General features: G+C 37.2%; 14 protein-coding genes. 6 read left to right on the top strand and 8 right to left on the bottom strand.

Annotation, left to right across the window (positions count from 1 at the left end; genetic code table 11):
* Positions 1–160: 160 nt before the first annotated feature.
* The 3 genes from ANA7108_RS0102495 to ANA7108_RS0102480 form a co-directional block, all read right to left on the bottom strand.
* Positions 161–547 (bottom strand): type II toxin-antitoxin system VapC family toxin, encoded by a 387-nt coding sequence (locus tag ANA7108_RS0102495; RefSeq protein WP_016949181.1) that lies wholly within the window; start codon positions 545–547, stop codon positions 161–163.
* A complete protein-coding gene (locus tag ANA7108_RS30680; RefSeq protein ID WP_016949180.1) occupies positions 544–795 on the bottom strand; it encodes a hypothetical protein in 252 nt (83 codons plus the stop codon). The genes ANA7108_RS0102495 and ANA7108_RS30680 overlap by 4 nt, the downstream gene beginning before the upstream one ends.
* Positions 796–1,022: 227 nt before the next feature.
* Positions 1,023–2,381: an NAD(P)/FAD-dependent oxidoreductase gene (locus ANA7108_RS0102480; RefSeq protein ID WP_016949179.1), complete on the bottom strand. Its 1,359-nt coding sequence runs from the start codon at positions 2,379–2,381 to the stop codon at positions 1,023–1,025.
* A gap of 319 nt (positions 2,382–2,700) precedes the next feature.
* Here ANA7108_RS0102480 and ilvC point away from each other — a divergent pair, with 319 nt between their 5' ends.
* Positions 2,701–3,696 (top strand): ketol-acid reductoisomerase, encoded by a 996-nt coding sequence (ilvC, locus tag ANA7108_RS0102475; RefSeq protein WP_016949178.1) that lies wholly within the window; start codon positions 2,701–2,703, stop codon positions 3,694–3,696.
* Between the two features lie 81 nt (positions 3,697–3,777).
* On the opposite strand, the gene ANA7108_RS0102470 is transcribed toward ilvC, so the two are convergent.
* On the bottom strand, positions 3,778–4,998 hold the full coding sequence (locus ANA7108_RS0102470) for a family 10 glycosylhydrolase (protein ID WP_016949177.1): 1,221 nt from the start codon (positions 4,996–4,998) through the stop codon (positions 3,778–3,780).
* 287 nt (positions 4,999–5,285) lie between these two features.
* On the opposite strand from ANA7108_RS0102470, the gene ANA7108_RS30430 reads away from it, so the two are divergent.
* The 4 genes from ANA7108_RS30430 (at position 5,286) to ANA7108_RS0102445 (ending at position 9,349) form a co-directional block, all read left to right on the top strand.
* Positions 5,286–5,663 carry a hypothetical protein gene (locus ANA7108_RS30430; RefSeq protein ID WP_016949176.1) on the top strand — a complete coding sequence of 126 codons (378 nt, stop codon included), beginning with the start codon at positions 5,286–5,288 and terminating at the stop codon, positions 5,661–5,663.
* A gap of 459 nt (positions 5,664–6,122) precedes the next feature.
* Entirely contained in the window at positions 6,123–6,842 is a 720-nt protein-coding gene (locus ANA7108_RS0102460; RefSeq protein ID WP_016949175.1) for a hypothetical protein, read from the top strand.
* A gap of 341 nt (positions 6,843–7,183) precedes the next feature.
* Complete coding sequence (locus tag ANA7108_RS0102450; protein WP_016949173.1) at positions 7,184–7,951, top strand: DUF1350 family protein; 768 nt, start codon at positions 7,184–7,186, stop codon at positions 7,949–7,951.
* 261 nt (positions 7,952–8,212) lie between these two features.
* Positions 8,213–9,349 (top strand): PP2C family protein-serine/threonine phosphatase, encoded by a 1,137-nt coding sequence (locus tag ANA7108_RS0102445; protein ID WP_026103945.1) that lies wholly within the window; start codon positions 8,213–8,215, stop codon positions 9,347–9,349.
* Here ANA7108_RS0102445 and ANA7108_RS0102440 read toward each other — a convergent pair whose 3' ends face one another.
* From ANA7108_RS0102440 to ANA7108_RS0102425, 4 genes are all read right to left on the bottom strand, one after another.
* On the bottom strand, positions 9,350–9,676 hold the full coding sequence (locus tag ANA7108_RS0102440) for an STAS domain-containing protein (RefSeq protein WP_016949171.1): 327 nt from the start codon (positions 9,674–9,676) through the stop codon (positions 9,350–9,352).
* 224 nt (positions 9,677–9,900) lie between these two features.
* Positions 9,901–10,599 carry a nucleotide exchange factor GrpE gene (gene grpE, locus ANA7108_RS0102435; RefSeq protein ID WP_016949170.1) on the bottom strand — a complete coding sequence of 233 codons (699 nt, stop codon included), beginning with the start codon at positions 10,597–10,599 and terminating at the stop codon, positions 9,901–9,903.
* A gap of 52 nt (positions 10,600–10,651) precedes the next feature.
* The gene (locus ANA7108_RS0102430) at positions 10,652–11,143 is read right to left on the bottom strand and encodes a Dps family protein (RefSeq protein ID WP_016949169.1); all 492 of its coding nucleotides are present in this window, start codon (positions 11,141–11,143) and stop codon (positions 10,652–10,654) included.
* A gap of 92 nt (positions 11,144–11,235) precedes the next feature.
* Positions 11,236–11,499 (bottom strand): ParB N-terminal domain-containing protein, encoded by a 264-nt coding sequence (locus ANA7108_RS0102425; RefSeq protein ID WP_016949168.1) that lies wholly within the window; start codon positions 11,497–11,499, stop codon positions 11,236–11,238.
* Positions 11,500–11,685: 186 nt separating this feature from the next.
* Between ANA7108_RS0102425 and ANA7108_RS0102420 the strand changes: the two genes are divergently transcribed.
* Complete coding sequence (locus ANA7108_RS0102420; protein WP_237741553.1) at positions 11,686–13,287, top strand: SpoIID/LytB domain-containing protein; 1,602 nt, start codon at positions 11,686–11,688, stop codon at positions 13,285–13,287.
* Positions 13,288–13,637: the final 350 nt, after the last annotated feature.

Below are 13,637 nucleotides of genomic sequence, written 5' to 3'. Positions count from 1 at the left end.
GAGGATGAACAGGATGTTGTTTGAAATTAAAAATTAAAAATTAAAAATTGAAAATTGTCTGAATCAGGATGTCCAGGATTATAGGATGAACAGGATGATTTTTGAAGATTGATCTAAGTTTTCATACAAAAAACAAAAAAATTCAAGTCCGATTCCTAGATTACCAATCAACTTTCACAGAATATTGATTAAAAACAGAATCACAACTAATTAAAATCGCATCTTCAAGACTTGCTTGTGAAATTAATAATCTATCAAATGGATCTTTATGATGTAACGGTAAATTATCTAATCCTAATATATTTTCAGATGTGATTGATAAAATCACAATATTATGATTATGTATTTGTTCATTGATAATATCTCTTAAGGGAAGTTGCAGAGATAACTTACCTAATTGATATTTAATTTGCATTTCCCAAATACTAACTATACTGAGAAATTTGATATTAGAACTATTAGATAATAAAGCTAAACTTTGAGCAGATAATTTATGAGGTTGACTATCCCACCAAATAAAAGTATGAGTATCAAACAGTAATTTCATGATTTTCCTAACCAAAATTCATCAGGTAAGGGTTCATCAAAATCATCACTGGTTGATATTGCACCTAAATGTAACCCTGGTTGATCTTGTTTTTGCTGATGATGTATGGGAACAACATCTAATTTTGGCATATTGTGATCATTTCTTTCTAAAGTGGAAATTAAAACTTCCACCTCATCACCTTCTTGAAAAGAGTCTGGTAATTCTTCTAGTAAAATAACTGTTTTTCCTTTGATATAACCTTTCATTATTTTTTGAGGATTGATGTAATTTAAGTTATACTTGTCTATTTTAACATCAAAGTTTCACAGTTGTCATAATTGTGATATTCCAGAAGTCCGGTATCTGGGGAGAATATTAAATCACATCCTGTAAATCCTATCATCCTGGATATCCTGATTCAGACAAACAACATTTACAGTAGAGTCAGAGACTCTAAAATGGCATTCCCAGTCTGAGACTGGGAACGAGTAAACTACACATTCAATGGTTGTCTAGTTTTCTGCGGTTGATAATGTCCATTACTTTCCACTGGTACAGGTTTAACAATATCTTTTCCTGTAATTAATCTCGCGCCACGGTTGCGGGTAAAATAACTCCACAACCATTGAATCATCACAACTAATTTGTTATCAAATTCAATCAAGAAGTAAATATGCACAAATAACCAGAAGAACCACGCGAAGAAACCTCTAAGTTTGAGGAAACCTAAGTCAACAACTGCGGCGTGTTGCCCAATCATTGCTAGACTACCTCTATCTACATATTCAAATTGGGGTAATATTTCGCCTTTAAGACGTTTTTGAATGAGTTTAGCCACATATTCACCTTCTTGCATGGCGACTGGTGCAACTCCCGGTAAAGGTTTATCATTTTGATGGGCAAAATTTGCTAAGTCACCAACTACAAAGATGTTGGGAAATCCTTTAATACTTAGGTCTGGTTCAACGATAACACGACCTGCGCGATCGCGCTCAACTCCTGTCTTATCTGTCAAAACTTTCCCCATTGGTGAGGCTTTCACACCCGCAGCCCACAACACTGTTTTCGCAGCAATTTCTTTAACTTCATCACCTTGTTTAATCGTAACTATATCATTTTCAATATGTGTTACTAAGGTTTTGGTTTGCACATCTACACCCAAAGCCTTTAATGATGCTGCCGCTGTGTGAGATAATTCCGGTGCAAAGGGAGGAAGCACACGATCTAAACCTTCTAACAATAAAACTCTGGTTTCTGAGGTGTCAATGTTGCGGAAATCTTCTTTGAGGGTTTTAGTTGCTAATTCTGCGATCGCTCCCGCTAATTCTACCCCCGTTGGACCACCACCGACAATTACAAAAGTTAACAAAGCCTGGCGTTTAACTGGATCACTTTCATTTTCAGCGGCTTCAAAAGCCATAAAAATCCGCCGACGCATTTCAATAGCATCTTCTACAGTCTTTAAACCGGGTGCAAATTCTTCCCAGTTATCCTTCCCAAAATAGGAATGTTTTGCCCCTGTAGCCACAATTAAGGTATCGTAGGGAACAGCTTCCTCACCTACCATCACCTTTTGGGCGTTGGTATCAATATCATTCACTTCACCCAACAGCACCTTTGTATTCTTGCTCTTGCTGAGGACAGAACGCAAGGGAGAGGAAATATCCGCTGGGGATAAAGCACCTGTAGCGACTTGGTACAGCAGTGGTTGAAAAAGATGAAAATTGCGTTTATCAATCAGCGTGATTTGCAGATTAGCTTTAGCCATAGACTTAGCGGCATACAACCCACCAAAGCCCCCGCCAATAATCACGACTTGATGTACTGGTGTTTTGTCAGCTAGATCAACCATAGAAAATATTTCCTCTCATTACAGGTGCTGTAACTATTCTTAACAAATTTGTATCAAAATTATCACAATTATTTCTGTTTATCTTGAACTTCTTAAAAAAAAATAAAAGTAGCGTCTTGATAAGAAGTCAGGAGTCAGAACAAAGATAAATATTTTCTGTTCCCTGTCACCTGTCACCTGTCACCTGTCACCTGTCACCTGTCACCTGTCACCTGTCACCTGTCACCAATCACCAATCACCAATCACCAATCACCAATTTGCGATACAATCAAAAGTCTGCCAATTTCACAACAACCATTGCGGACAGGAGATGCTTCTATGGCGCGTATGTATTATGATGAAGATGCTAATTTAGACCTTTTAAAAGGTAAAACCGTTGCTATTATTGGTTATGGTTCCCAAGGTCACGCCCACGCCCTTAATTTAAAAGATAGCGGTGTAAATGTCATTGTCGGATTATATCCCGGCAGTAAGTCCACAGCCAAAGCGGAATCCGCTGGTTTGACTGTAAAAAATGTTGCTGACGCTGCAAAAGCAGCTGACTTCATTATGATTTTATTACCTGATGAAGTGCAGAAAACAATTTACAAAAACGAGATTGAACCCAATTTAGAAGCAGGTAACATTTTAGCTTTTGCACATGGTTTTAATATCCACTTTGCACAGGTTGTTCCCCCTGCTGATGTTGATGTAGTCATGGTTGCACCCAAAGGACCCGGACATTTGGTGCGTCGTACCTACGAACAAGGACAAGGTGTACCCGCTTTATTTGCAGTTTATCAAGATGCAACTGGTAAGGCACGCGATCGCGCTATGGCTTATGCTAGAGGTATCGGTGGTACACGTGCCGGTATTCTGGAAACTACTTTCCGTGAAGAAACCGAAACCGATTTATTTGGGGAACAAGCAGTATTGTGTGGTGGTTTAAGTGCTTTAATCAAAGCCGGTTTTGAAACCTTAGTTGAAGCAGGTTATCAACCAGAATTAGCATATTTTGAATGTCTGCATGAAGTCAAATTAATCGTTGACTTAGTTGTAGAAGGTGGTTTAGCAACCATGCGCGATAGTATTTCTAATACTGCCGAATATGGTGATTATACTCGTGGTCCAAGAGTTGTCACCGCCGAAACTAAAGCGGAAATGAAAAAGATTCTTAGCGAAATTCAATCTGGACAATTTGCGCGAGAATTTGTGTTAGAAAATCAAGCTGGTAAACCAGGTTTTACTGCTATGCGTCGTCAAGAAGCTGAACATCCTATTGAGGAAGTTGGTAAAGATTTACGTGCCATGTTTAGCTGGTTGAAGAAAGCGTAATTATTAGTAATTGGTAATTGGTAACTTTTAAGAATTACCTTTTACCAAATTACAGCAAATTTGTAAGTATTTAACTGAATTTTATTTAAGATTTTTAATCAAACCGTTTAATGTAGAAGCCGTTTCCTCTGGTTTTCCAGATGCAGGAAAAACTAAAACACTTTTAATCTCAGGGTTACTTACTACTTCTTTTAAACGATGAAATTGTGCCTCACTAATAGCAATACCATGATATTTTTTGACATAATTTAATTCTTCTTGAAAATTAGCATCATTATAAACCTGAATAAAGACTCTATCTACATTCCATTTTTCCCAATCAGCCGCAAAATACCTTTTAGCCCAATAAGGATTATGATGACAAATATCAAAACTAACGCCGGAATTAGCTTGTTTCATAGCAGTAATCATTTGCTGCACAAAATTAGTTAACTTAGTAGTGCGGTCTACTTTGCCTGGCAATTCAGCATGATAACCTAAATAATCATCCCATTGTACAGCATCAATTTTGGGATACCTTTGTACAAACTCGACTAAAATATTTTTAAAGAAATTCGCAACTTCAGGAATTTCTACATCTAATACATAATGTTCTATGGAAGGATAGGTTTTATCTACACCAGGAACAACCCATTTTTTCTGAATTGCTAAATCAAAAATAGGGCTATTTTTATCTATTTTAATACCTTTCTCAAAATAAGCATGAACTTGCATTCCTTGTTTATGTGCTTCATCAATTAACCAATCCAACCATTGATCTTTAAATAAATTTGGACAACTTTTATAACCAAGAGTTTGCTGCATGACTTGACTATTATACATTGTACAACCATTACCCCAAACACCATGAATAATAGTATTAAATCCTTGGGATTTATAATAACGCACTCTTTCACGAATCATTTTTTCATTAGCATTATTAGTAACTTGGTAGCGACTTAAATAAATTCCTCGAATAGCTTTTTTCTCCCAAATATTTGCAGGTAATGGTGTTGTTTTTGGTATGGCTATTTTAATGGGAGTTGGTTGATTAGTAGGAGTAATCTTAGCTATGCTTGGTGCAGCAGGAGAAGGAATTTTTGTAGGAGTTACTTGAGGTGTTGTTTGAGAAGTTGGTGTAATGTTTGGTGTAAAATTGAAAATAGGACTAGTAATTTGTTGAGCTTGAGATAAAAGGTTCGTAATCACCAAATTATCTTTTTGGGTAAATAACCAATAACCACCTGCCAAAATAAATATAATTACAGACAATGGAATATTGGCACATCCACATCCACTTGGTTCTTTTTTCCGGTTTGACATAATATGATAATGATTGGCTGGTGATCTGGCTCTATAGACGATTTTCAACCTACAAGAATAAGATACAAATGGAATTCTGCCTTTTACGGTTAAGAGTCCCAAAATCTTAACTCAATTTTACCTAAAACCTGAAAATTAGAGTATTTCTGCATCTAGAATCACTGAATACTGATTGACAAATTAACCGCAGTCCTTATTTTCGTAGCAAAGACTTCAGTCATTCACACTTCAGTTAAACTAAACTTAAATATAAACAGTCTGCTATAAAATCTCCCCATTAATAACAGATGACAGAAAAAAACTTAGAAGCTTTAATAACCAAAATTGTCAAAAAAGTTATCAAAAAGGAAGTTAATAATCTTCATCAAGATAATTTACCAATTATATCAACACAGACAAATCATCCATTGGCAACTTTTGTCACTGAGGAAGATACAGAGAGTACAGCAGAAATAATTGATGATATATACACTAGCCGTACTGTAAATTTATCTACCAAGGAAGATGCAGAACTTGAGCGTAAGTTGCGGGAACTCAAGTTTAAACAAGAACTGAGAAAAGATTGGATATCATTTATTGTTAAGGATGTAGTCATATATTCCGCCACTATACTTTTTGCATTTGCTATAATAGGTTATTATTTAGTCACTTCATTTAATAAGTAGTAGCTGGCGTAGTTACGAGGAAATACTAACTCCATTTATTACCATCTCTCCTTGTGAATGAACTAAACAGTAATTTACTAGCTCAGAAGTAAATTTTTAGCTATAGGACTACTATTTGATTTTTGATAGCTTGCGTGGCGTAGCCATACAAATTCCGCACACAAACAGCCTTTATCGGTAGGGGTTTAGCACTGCTAAACCCCTACATAAATCAAATCTGACTGCTATAGATATCAGGACTTACGCAACTGGCACATTGGTAGGGTGCGTCAGATATCAAAAATCCGTTTATTTACTAGATTTATGCAGTCTGACGCACCCTACAATAGATTTTTGGTGTGACACGCAGCTTTAGTCCTAGATATATTTTTGTCTGCCAGAATGCCTAGTTAGTTACTATTCTCTAAATTTGATTGCTATATTAGACTAAATCACTATTTTGGCGAGGATTTAAAAACTGTGCGGGATGATTTACAGGGCTTGGAGATTAGTCAAAAAGAGCTTCAGGAATTGACTAATTTACCTGTTAATGATGAATTAATTATCATTACTAATCCACTGAAAAGATGGCTAAAGCAATCAATATCAAAAATCAAGGGTTCTGAAGGTGTAACCATAGTTTTTATTGGGTTTTCTACCTTTACCTTTGTTTATTTGCTATTTGATATAAGCCTGAAATTATTTGCTCCACAGATAAAAGTTGCATCAGGGATATTATTAATACTCCTTGGTCTTTGGCTGGGTGGGATGATCCAAATCATATTATATATAGTGTGGAAAACTAAAAGTAAATTTCTTAAAACCAATATGACAAATTCTCTGCGAATCTTACTCAATGATGTTGAGCGTTATAATGCCGTTATTAAAGCTATTGAGATTAATGATCAAATAGAAGCAGCAGGAAACTCAGAAGTAGGAATCAAGCAGAGAGATAAAGTAATTGAAGCCTTACACCTGACTAAGAATGATTTAACTCGCGCTTTAAAAACAGAGAAAATTCTCCGAGAAAATAAAACGTTTATTCTCAAAAACTCCGAACTATTTGTTAATAATCTAGCAACTTTAACATCAATGCAAGTTACTGAACAAGCAAGTGAGCATGGTAGATTATTAAATGAAGCATTGCAAATTGCTTTAGATGTACAATATGAAATGAGAAGGTTACAAAATCAGAGCTAAGTCGGTTAACATTAAACTGGTAAAAGATTGAGTTTAGATTTCTAGAGATTATTTAGTTTTATAGAATACTTTTCCAACACCCTCTTAGTAAATCAGGGTAATTTACCCATCTTCTGGTAAGAAGGGAGTAAAATTAAATAATATGAATTAACAATACCTTGTCCATTGTCAGTAGGTTGGGTTAAGAGACAGCGCAACCCAACGCATTTGTTGGGTTTCATGCTGATTGCTCCGCGAACGTTTACGTTCGACAACCCAACCTACAAATCAAGGCTTTTTCCAATTTGGACAAGGTATTGATTAAGCATTAGTACAGCTTACCCTAGGTATCTTATATTGGTATGGACTGGAAAGAAATCAGAGGTAACTGGGTAGTGATTCCCAGAAATCCTATCGGTATAATCCATTTCTTGGGAGGAGCATTCGTCGCCACTGCACCTCATCTGACTTACCGTTTGTTATTAGAACAGTTTGCAGAAAAAGGATATGTTGTGATTGCGACTCCCTTTATCAACACATTAGATCATACTGCGATCGCACAATCTGTACTACTTAACTTTGAACGCACTCTAGAACGCCTACAAGATTCTGGAGAATTACGCAAGCTTTATCTCCCTACCTATGGAGTTGGCCATAGTATGGGTTGCAAACTCCATTTACTCATTGGTAGTCTGTTTAAAGTAGAACGTGCAGGTAATATTCTCATCTCCTTTAACAACTACACCGCCAAAGAAGCTATCCCCTTAGTAGAACAATTAAATTCTACCTTAGCAATCGAGTTTACCCCCACACCCCAAGAAACTAACCAACTTGTTCAAGACCTTTATCAAATTCGGCGTAATTTAATTATAAAATTTAGCAATGATAATCTTGATCAATCCCTAGCTTTAACAAAAATCCTACAAAATCGCTTTCCAGAAATGGTAACAGTACAAACCTTATCTGGAAGTCACACCACACCATTAGGTCAAGATATTAAATGGCAACCAGGAACTTCTTTTACACCTTTTGATGCTTTAGGTCAATGGTTTAAGCAAGAAGTATACCGCGACTTGAACCAGCTTAAAAAAGCCCTACTTTTATGGCTCAACCCTCTGTCACCACCATAATACAGCAGAATGCAGGAGTTAGAAGTGAACGCCCCTGAATATTGGATAGCGCCGCCTAGGGTATGCCATATTTTGATTTTCAGTTTATACCTCCTCTAACTGGCAATCTGCTGTAATATTTGATGAATATAGAAAAACATAAGGATTCACAATTGAGTTGCTTGAAAATGGGTTAATGGTGTTGTGGAAGTAACCATCTGTATTGGCTATAAATTACATCATTAGCATAAAAATATTTCCTGATTGTATACTCTATTTATTATGTTTAAAATCCTAGTAATTGATGATGACTACTCAATACAGATTCTCCTGAAAAGGATGTTAGAAAAACAGGGTTATCAAGTAATTACTGCTAATAATGGGCAGGAAGGAATTTTACAGGCTCTTGCTTGTCCTCCAGCCCTAATTATTTGTGATTGGATGATGCCAGGTTTAACAGGTCTGGAAGTATGCGATCGCGTCAAGAAAGATCCTCAGTTATCCACCAGCTTCTTTATTTTATTAACATCCCTAGATTCAGTCGCAGATCGGGTTAAGGGACTAGATGCTGGTGCTGATGATTTTATCTCCAAACCTATTGAGCAAAATGAACTCCAAGCCAGAGTGAGAGCCGGATTACGTCTACATCAGTTAAATCGAGATTTACAAACCCAAAAGCTATTATTAGAAACAGAACTAGCAGAAGCAGCAGAATATGTAAAATCTCTTCTACCTGTACCTATATCCACACCTCTGGGAATTAATTCTCGATTTCTTCCCTCTCGACAACTTGGTGGTGATTGCTTTGATTATTACTGGCTTGATGCCGACTCTTTAGCAATTTATCTCTTAGATACTGCTGGACATGGACTCAGAGCAACTTTACCCTCTGTTTCTGTACTGAATTTACTTCGCTCTCGAGCGCTGAAAGGACTCAATTACTATCAACCTAGTCAGGTATTAGCAGCGTTGAATGATACCTTTCAAATGAATTATAAAAATGATAAATACTTTACTATTTGGTATGGAGTTTATAACCGACTCAATCGCCAATTAATTTATGCCAGTGGTGGACATCCACCCGCTATATTAGTATCCAAAAAATCTTCTATCAGTCCTGAAGTAAAACTATTAAAAACACCAGGTATGCCAGTGGGGATGTTTCCTGAAGCTACATATGTTGATAGCACTTGCAATATTGACCAATTTAGTAGCCTTTATATTTTTAGTGATGGTGCTTACGAAATTACTAAATCAGATGGCACTCTTTGGAGTCTAGATGCATTTGTTCAGCTAATACTTAGCTTACAGCATTCAGATGATCATCAACTTGATCATATACTGAATTACTTAATAAATTTAAACTCCAAAGAAGCCTTTGATGATGATTTATCTATTTTGCAAATTAAATTCGATTAATTAATTTTTAGCGGTTAAAACCTGATTAAAGGCATCTTGACTGGGAAATATTTCAAATACCTCATTCATACTAGTCAACTCAAAAATCATCCTCACTTGTTCATTAATAGAACAAAGAACCATTTTTGTGCCAACATCCCGTAGCATTTTGAATGCTAACACCAGAGTTCCTAAACCAGAACTATCTAGAAACGTGATATTTTGACAATCAACTAATACAATTTTTGCGCCACTTTCTAGAATTTGGGCAATGTCTTGCTGAAATTCTTCTGAGGTGTCGGCATTTAAATTTTTTTCGATTGTAAGAACTTTCACCTGCTGACTCATAATTAAGTTACTCTGATTGACTCAATGATGTTCTGTTTTAGCTAGTATATACCAATATCGCAATTAAAAAAAAATCTAATTTTCTCAACCCTCTAAATTATTTTAATTATGAAAATTAGACTAAAAAAGTGAGATTCTTTAGTTAAAAAATCATATAAAATTGTTATTTATGAACTGATAATTAACAAATTTATGATATGAATTGATTCATGGCAAATCAATAGTTAACCTTGAACATTTGTGAGCCGATTCACCTGAACTCGATAAAGCAGCTTTTCACCTTGACTGTATCCAATATAACTCACCTTCACAATTTCGCCAGGTTGGGCGGTTCCAGCCAATAATTGGTGTAATTGCGGATTATAGGGAATTTCTGCGCCCACAGAGGCGATCGCTTCTACACCCCAAGCCTGTAATAATTTATCTAAGGAATTCTGCACTAAAGGCACTAATATTTTTACCGCATCTAACTGGGGATTCTCCTTAACCTTTTGCGCTGCTGTCGGCCAAAACAATAATAAAGACTCCAAAATTTGCAAACTAGACTGCTGAAACTCTTGCTGTAATAACTCTCGTTGTTGTTCAACTGTCAGCAAAATTCTCCGGTACTCCGCTTTTAACTCAGCAATTTCTTGTAATAATTTTGTCTCTGTATTTAAATGCTGTGTGTTGACTTCCGCAGCCAGTATTTGGGAATTAGCAATCCTATCTGAAAAAGTTGCTACTAATTCATCTAATGATATTTGTAATATTTTGCCTAGCTTAAGTAGTACCTCTAATCGCATCTGCTCAAGCTTTCCATGTCGTAAACACAGGATTTGCCGCTCTGAAACCCCAGCAGCACGACTTAAAGCTTTAAAACTGGAAATACCCACACGTTGCATTAAATTCTGCAACTTTTTGGTGAAATCATTATTTAACATAAAGCATGGGGTATACAGCATTGTTCCCTATTATACCCCATTTGCTCAATCTCTACTCTTCCAGCAAACTTCTCAACATCCAAGCAGTTTTTTCATGAACCTGCATCCTTTGAGTTAATAAATCTGCACTAGGTTCGTCATTAACTGCATCTACCAATGGGAAGATAGATCGGGCAGTTCTGACTAAGGTTTCTTGTCCTTCTACTAATAGCTGGATCATTTCCTTTGCTTTAGGAACTCCAGGAGTTTCTGGAATCGAACTCAGTTTGGCATATTCACTATAAGTTCCTGGTGCGGGATAGCCCAGCGCTCTAATCCTTTCGGCAATTAAATCCACTGCTAAGGCTAGTTCTGTATACTGTGTCTCAAACATCAGATGCAATGTTTGGAACATTGGACCTGTCACATTCCAATGAAAATTGTGAGTTTTCAGATAAAGTGAATAGGTGTCAGCCAATAAGCGAGACAATCCTTCGGCAATTTCGCCTCTACTAGCATCATTAATACCGATGTTGACATTTTTGACTTTTACTGGAAATGACATGATTTTTGACTCCAAATAACTGAATTAAAGTGGCAAGTTAAAGATGGTGGGGTTCTCAATCCCTTTTTCTATTACTGTTCCCTATTCCCTGTTTAAGCTAAGTGCATCTTGAGAACACTCTTAGTGGCTTTACGAACTCTGGCTATAATAGTTTCTTGGCCTAAGCGCTGGCAAGCTTCATAGCGGTGGCAACCAGAAAAGCCATAATAACGTCCATCTACTTCTAGGACATCTATTGGTTCTTGCTGCCCAATTTCCGCTATCGATGCCATTAAAGATGCTACTTTCTGGGGATCGTTTTGACGCGGCAAGGGACGCTGAATTTGATTTAAGGGAATTTCTTGAATCCTAACCATAAAAAAATTTGCTGATTAGTTTTGTACATGTAGATAAATCATAGTCGTTATGACTTCAATAAAGCAAGTGTTGGGCAAAAAAATGGTAATGCTATTATGGGAATGGGTATGCGACACTGCAAAAACACTGCAAAACCAATTAAAATCAGCCCCAAAGCCTCACTGTGGGAGCAAAATCCAGTTTCCATGAAAATTTTTTTCTGTCGTTCTGCCTACAAAATACTAACGACCTTTTGTTTATTAGGACTAACTGCTGCATCCGAGCCTGTAAACAATAGCCCAGACATAGAACTAAAAATTGGGATTGTACAGCGATTTGGAGCAACACCCGCAGCCAAACTGGAACTAACACCAACAAAGGGCGATCGCTTAAAGCTAAAATTTTCAGTAAATAATCAGCCTCAAACCCTAGTCACATCTAACCCCATTCAACTGGAAACAGTCATGGAAGTCCTACCCGCACCCAAAGTTCAAGAGGTAGTGGTTTTAGGTAACTACCGCACCTTTGAAACGGCGGAAGACAGTGCCAAAAGCTGGCGTGATCAAGGAATACAGGTGGAAATAGCCCAGCCAGAACGCTGGCAAGTATGGGCAAAACGAGATGTTTACAGCAGTCCTTTACTCCGACGCTTGTTATTACAAAGTATAGAAACTTCTGGACAGAAACTTCCCTACCTAGATACCCAAATTCTCAAACAAGTCCCGCGAGTCAGTTGGGTAGTCAACGGTAAACGCTACAGCCAGAACTTTCTAGAAATTAGCACTGAAAAGAACTTAATTCGGGTAAATAAAAGCGAAAAAACCGGGAATGCTCGTCTTTATGCTGGCAGGATGAACTTGCAACCCAACGCCTACGGTACTTACTCTTTGGTTAATCAAGTCCCCTTAGAAACCTATTTACGGGGAGTTTTACCCTATGAAATTGGTACGAGTGCGCCCAAGACATCTCTAGAAGCCCAGGCAGTTATTGCTCGCACCTATGCTCTTAGGAATTTACGCAGGTTTGCTGTTGATGACTACCAATTATGTGCCGATACCCACTGCCAAGTTTATGATGGGCTGAACGGAGTGGCAAAGATAACAGATCAAGCGATCGCTACCACACGCGGTATGGTACTAACCTATAATAACGAGTTAGTAGATGCCCTATATTCTTCGACTACAGGTGGTGTTACAGCTTCTTTTAGCGATGTTTGGAATGGCGAAGATCGTCCCTATTTACGACCTATTATTGATGCATCTACAAATCTTTGGAATCTATCTAAAAAGAGTTTAGCAGACGAAAAAAATTTCCAACAGTTTATTAACCTGCAACAAGGATTTAATGAAAGTAGCTGGGATGTATTTCGCTGGAACAAGCAAACCAGCCTAGAGGACATTACCAAAGACTTGCAGAAATTTTTGCGCGTCAAAAAGAGTCCCTATGCCAAATTTAAAACAATTCAGGCTATAGCTGTAGTTAAGCGGAGTGAAAGTGGTAGGATTCTGGATTTAGCCGTGAAAACTGATATCGGCGTTTTTGTTCTTCACAAAGATGAAGTCCGCAGTGCTTTTGCGGCTCCCCGCAGTACACTGTTTTATCTGCAACCCATAAACAAGGGTACACCAGGTGTGTGGGGATATGCCTTTATCGGTGGTGGGCTAGGACATGGTGTTGGATTAAGTCAAACAGGCGCTCAACATTTAGCCAAGCTAGGTTGGTCCAGTAACAAAATTCTCCAGTTCTATTATCCTGGTACGCAAATTAAAATGCTTGGCAACGGTATTAAGCCTTTCTTGAACAATTAAGTAGGTGACCGGAAAAAAACCGTAGACGCGCAGCGGCTTCTCGAAGAGTACTATGTAACGAAAAGTAAAATCTCCCAAAACCTCTTCTCTGTTCCCTGTTAAGAGTTCCCTGTTCCCTTGTCATAACGACAATTTTTAACGCCAACCTACTTAGGAAATATTCAGTCAGTAAAAAACAAAGGGGGCAGAAATGAAATATCCATTTTTACTCCCCCTTTTAACTTTTGTCCAACAATAATGGCAAAAGAAATTTTGTATTTAGACAACCAGAAATAAGGATAAAAAACTTTTTTTCCTGATTGCTACCTTGTAAATGATTTTCAAGGCGCGGTTATGACTGTAATGCCTAA

This window comes from Anabaena sp. PCC 7108 (genome assembly GCF_000332135.1).
Classification (GTDB): Bacteria; Cyanobacteriota; Cyanobacteriia; order Cyanobacteriales; family Nostocaceae; genus Anabaena.
Note: the sequence above shows the minus strand (reverse complement) of the source record. Positions and strands in the feature narration are given on the sequence as shown.

Excerpts from the sequence above, each read along its gene's own strand:
- ANA7108_RS0102495 (WP_016949181.1), bottom strand. The coding sequence starts at position 547 with ATGAAATTACTGTTTGATACTCATACTTTTATTTGGTGGGATAGTCAA.
- ANA7108_RS30680 (WP_016949180.1), bottom strand. The coding sequence starts at position 795 with ATGAAAGGTTATATCAAAGGAAAAACAGTTATTTTACTAGAAGAATTA.
- ANA7108_RS0102480 (WP_016949179.1), bottom strand. The coding sequence starts at position 2,381 with ATGGTTGATCTAGCTGACAAAACACCAGTACATCAAGTCGTGATTATT.
- ilvC (WP_016949178.1), top strand. The coding sequence starts at position 2,701 with ATGGCGCGTATGTATTATGATGAAGATGCTAATTTAGACCTTTTAAAA.
- ANA7108_RS0102470 (WP_016949177.1), bottom strand. The coding sequence starts at position 4,998 with ATGTCAAACCGGAAAAAAGAACCAAGTGGATGTGGATGTGCCAATATT.
- ANA7108_RS30430 (WP_016949176.1), top strand. The coding sequence starts at position 5,286 with ATGACAGAAAAAAACTTAGAAGCTTTAATAACCAAAATTGTCAAAAAA.
- ANA7108_RS0102450 (WP_016949173.1), top strand. The coding sequence starts at position 7,184 with ATGGACTGGAAAGAAATCAGAGGTAACTGGGTAGTGATTCCCAGAAAT.
- ANA7108_RS0102445 (WP_026103945.1), top strand. The coding sequence starts at position 8,213 with ATGTTTAAAATCCTAGTAATTGATGATGACTACTCAATACAGATTCTC.
- ANA7108_RS0102440 (WP_016949171.1), bottom strand. The coding sequence starts at position 9,676 with ATGAGTCAGCAGGTGAAAGTTCTTACAATCGAAAAAAATTTAAATGCC.
- grpE (WP_016949170.1), bottom strand. The coding sequence starts at position 10,599 with ATGTTAAATAATGATTTCACCAAAAAGTTGCAGAATTTAATGCAACGT.
- ANA7108_RS0102430 (WP_016949169.1), bottom strand. The coding sequence starts at position 11,143 with ATGTCATTTCCAGTAAAAGTCAAAAATGTCAACATCGGTATTAATGAT.
- ANA7108_RS0102425 (WP_016949168.1), bottom strand. The coding sequence starts at position 11,499 with ATGGTTAGGATTCAAGAAATTCCCTTAAATCAAATTCAGCGTCCCTTG.
- ANA7108_RS0102420 (WP_237741553.1), top strand. The coding sequence starts at position 11,686 with ATGAAAATTTTTTTCTGTCGTTCTGCCTACAAAATACTAACGACCTTT.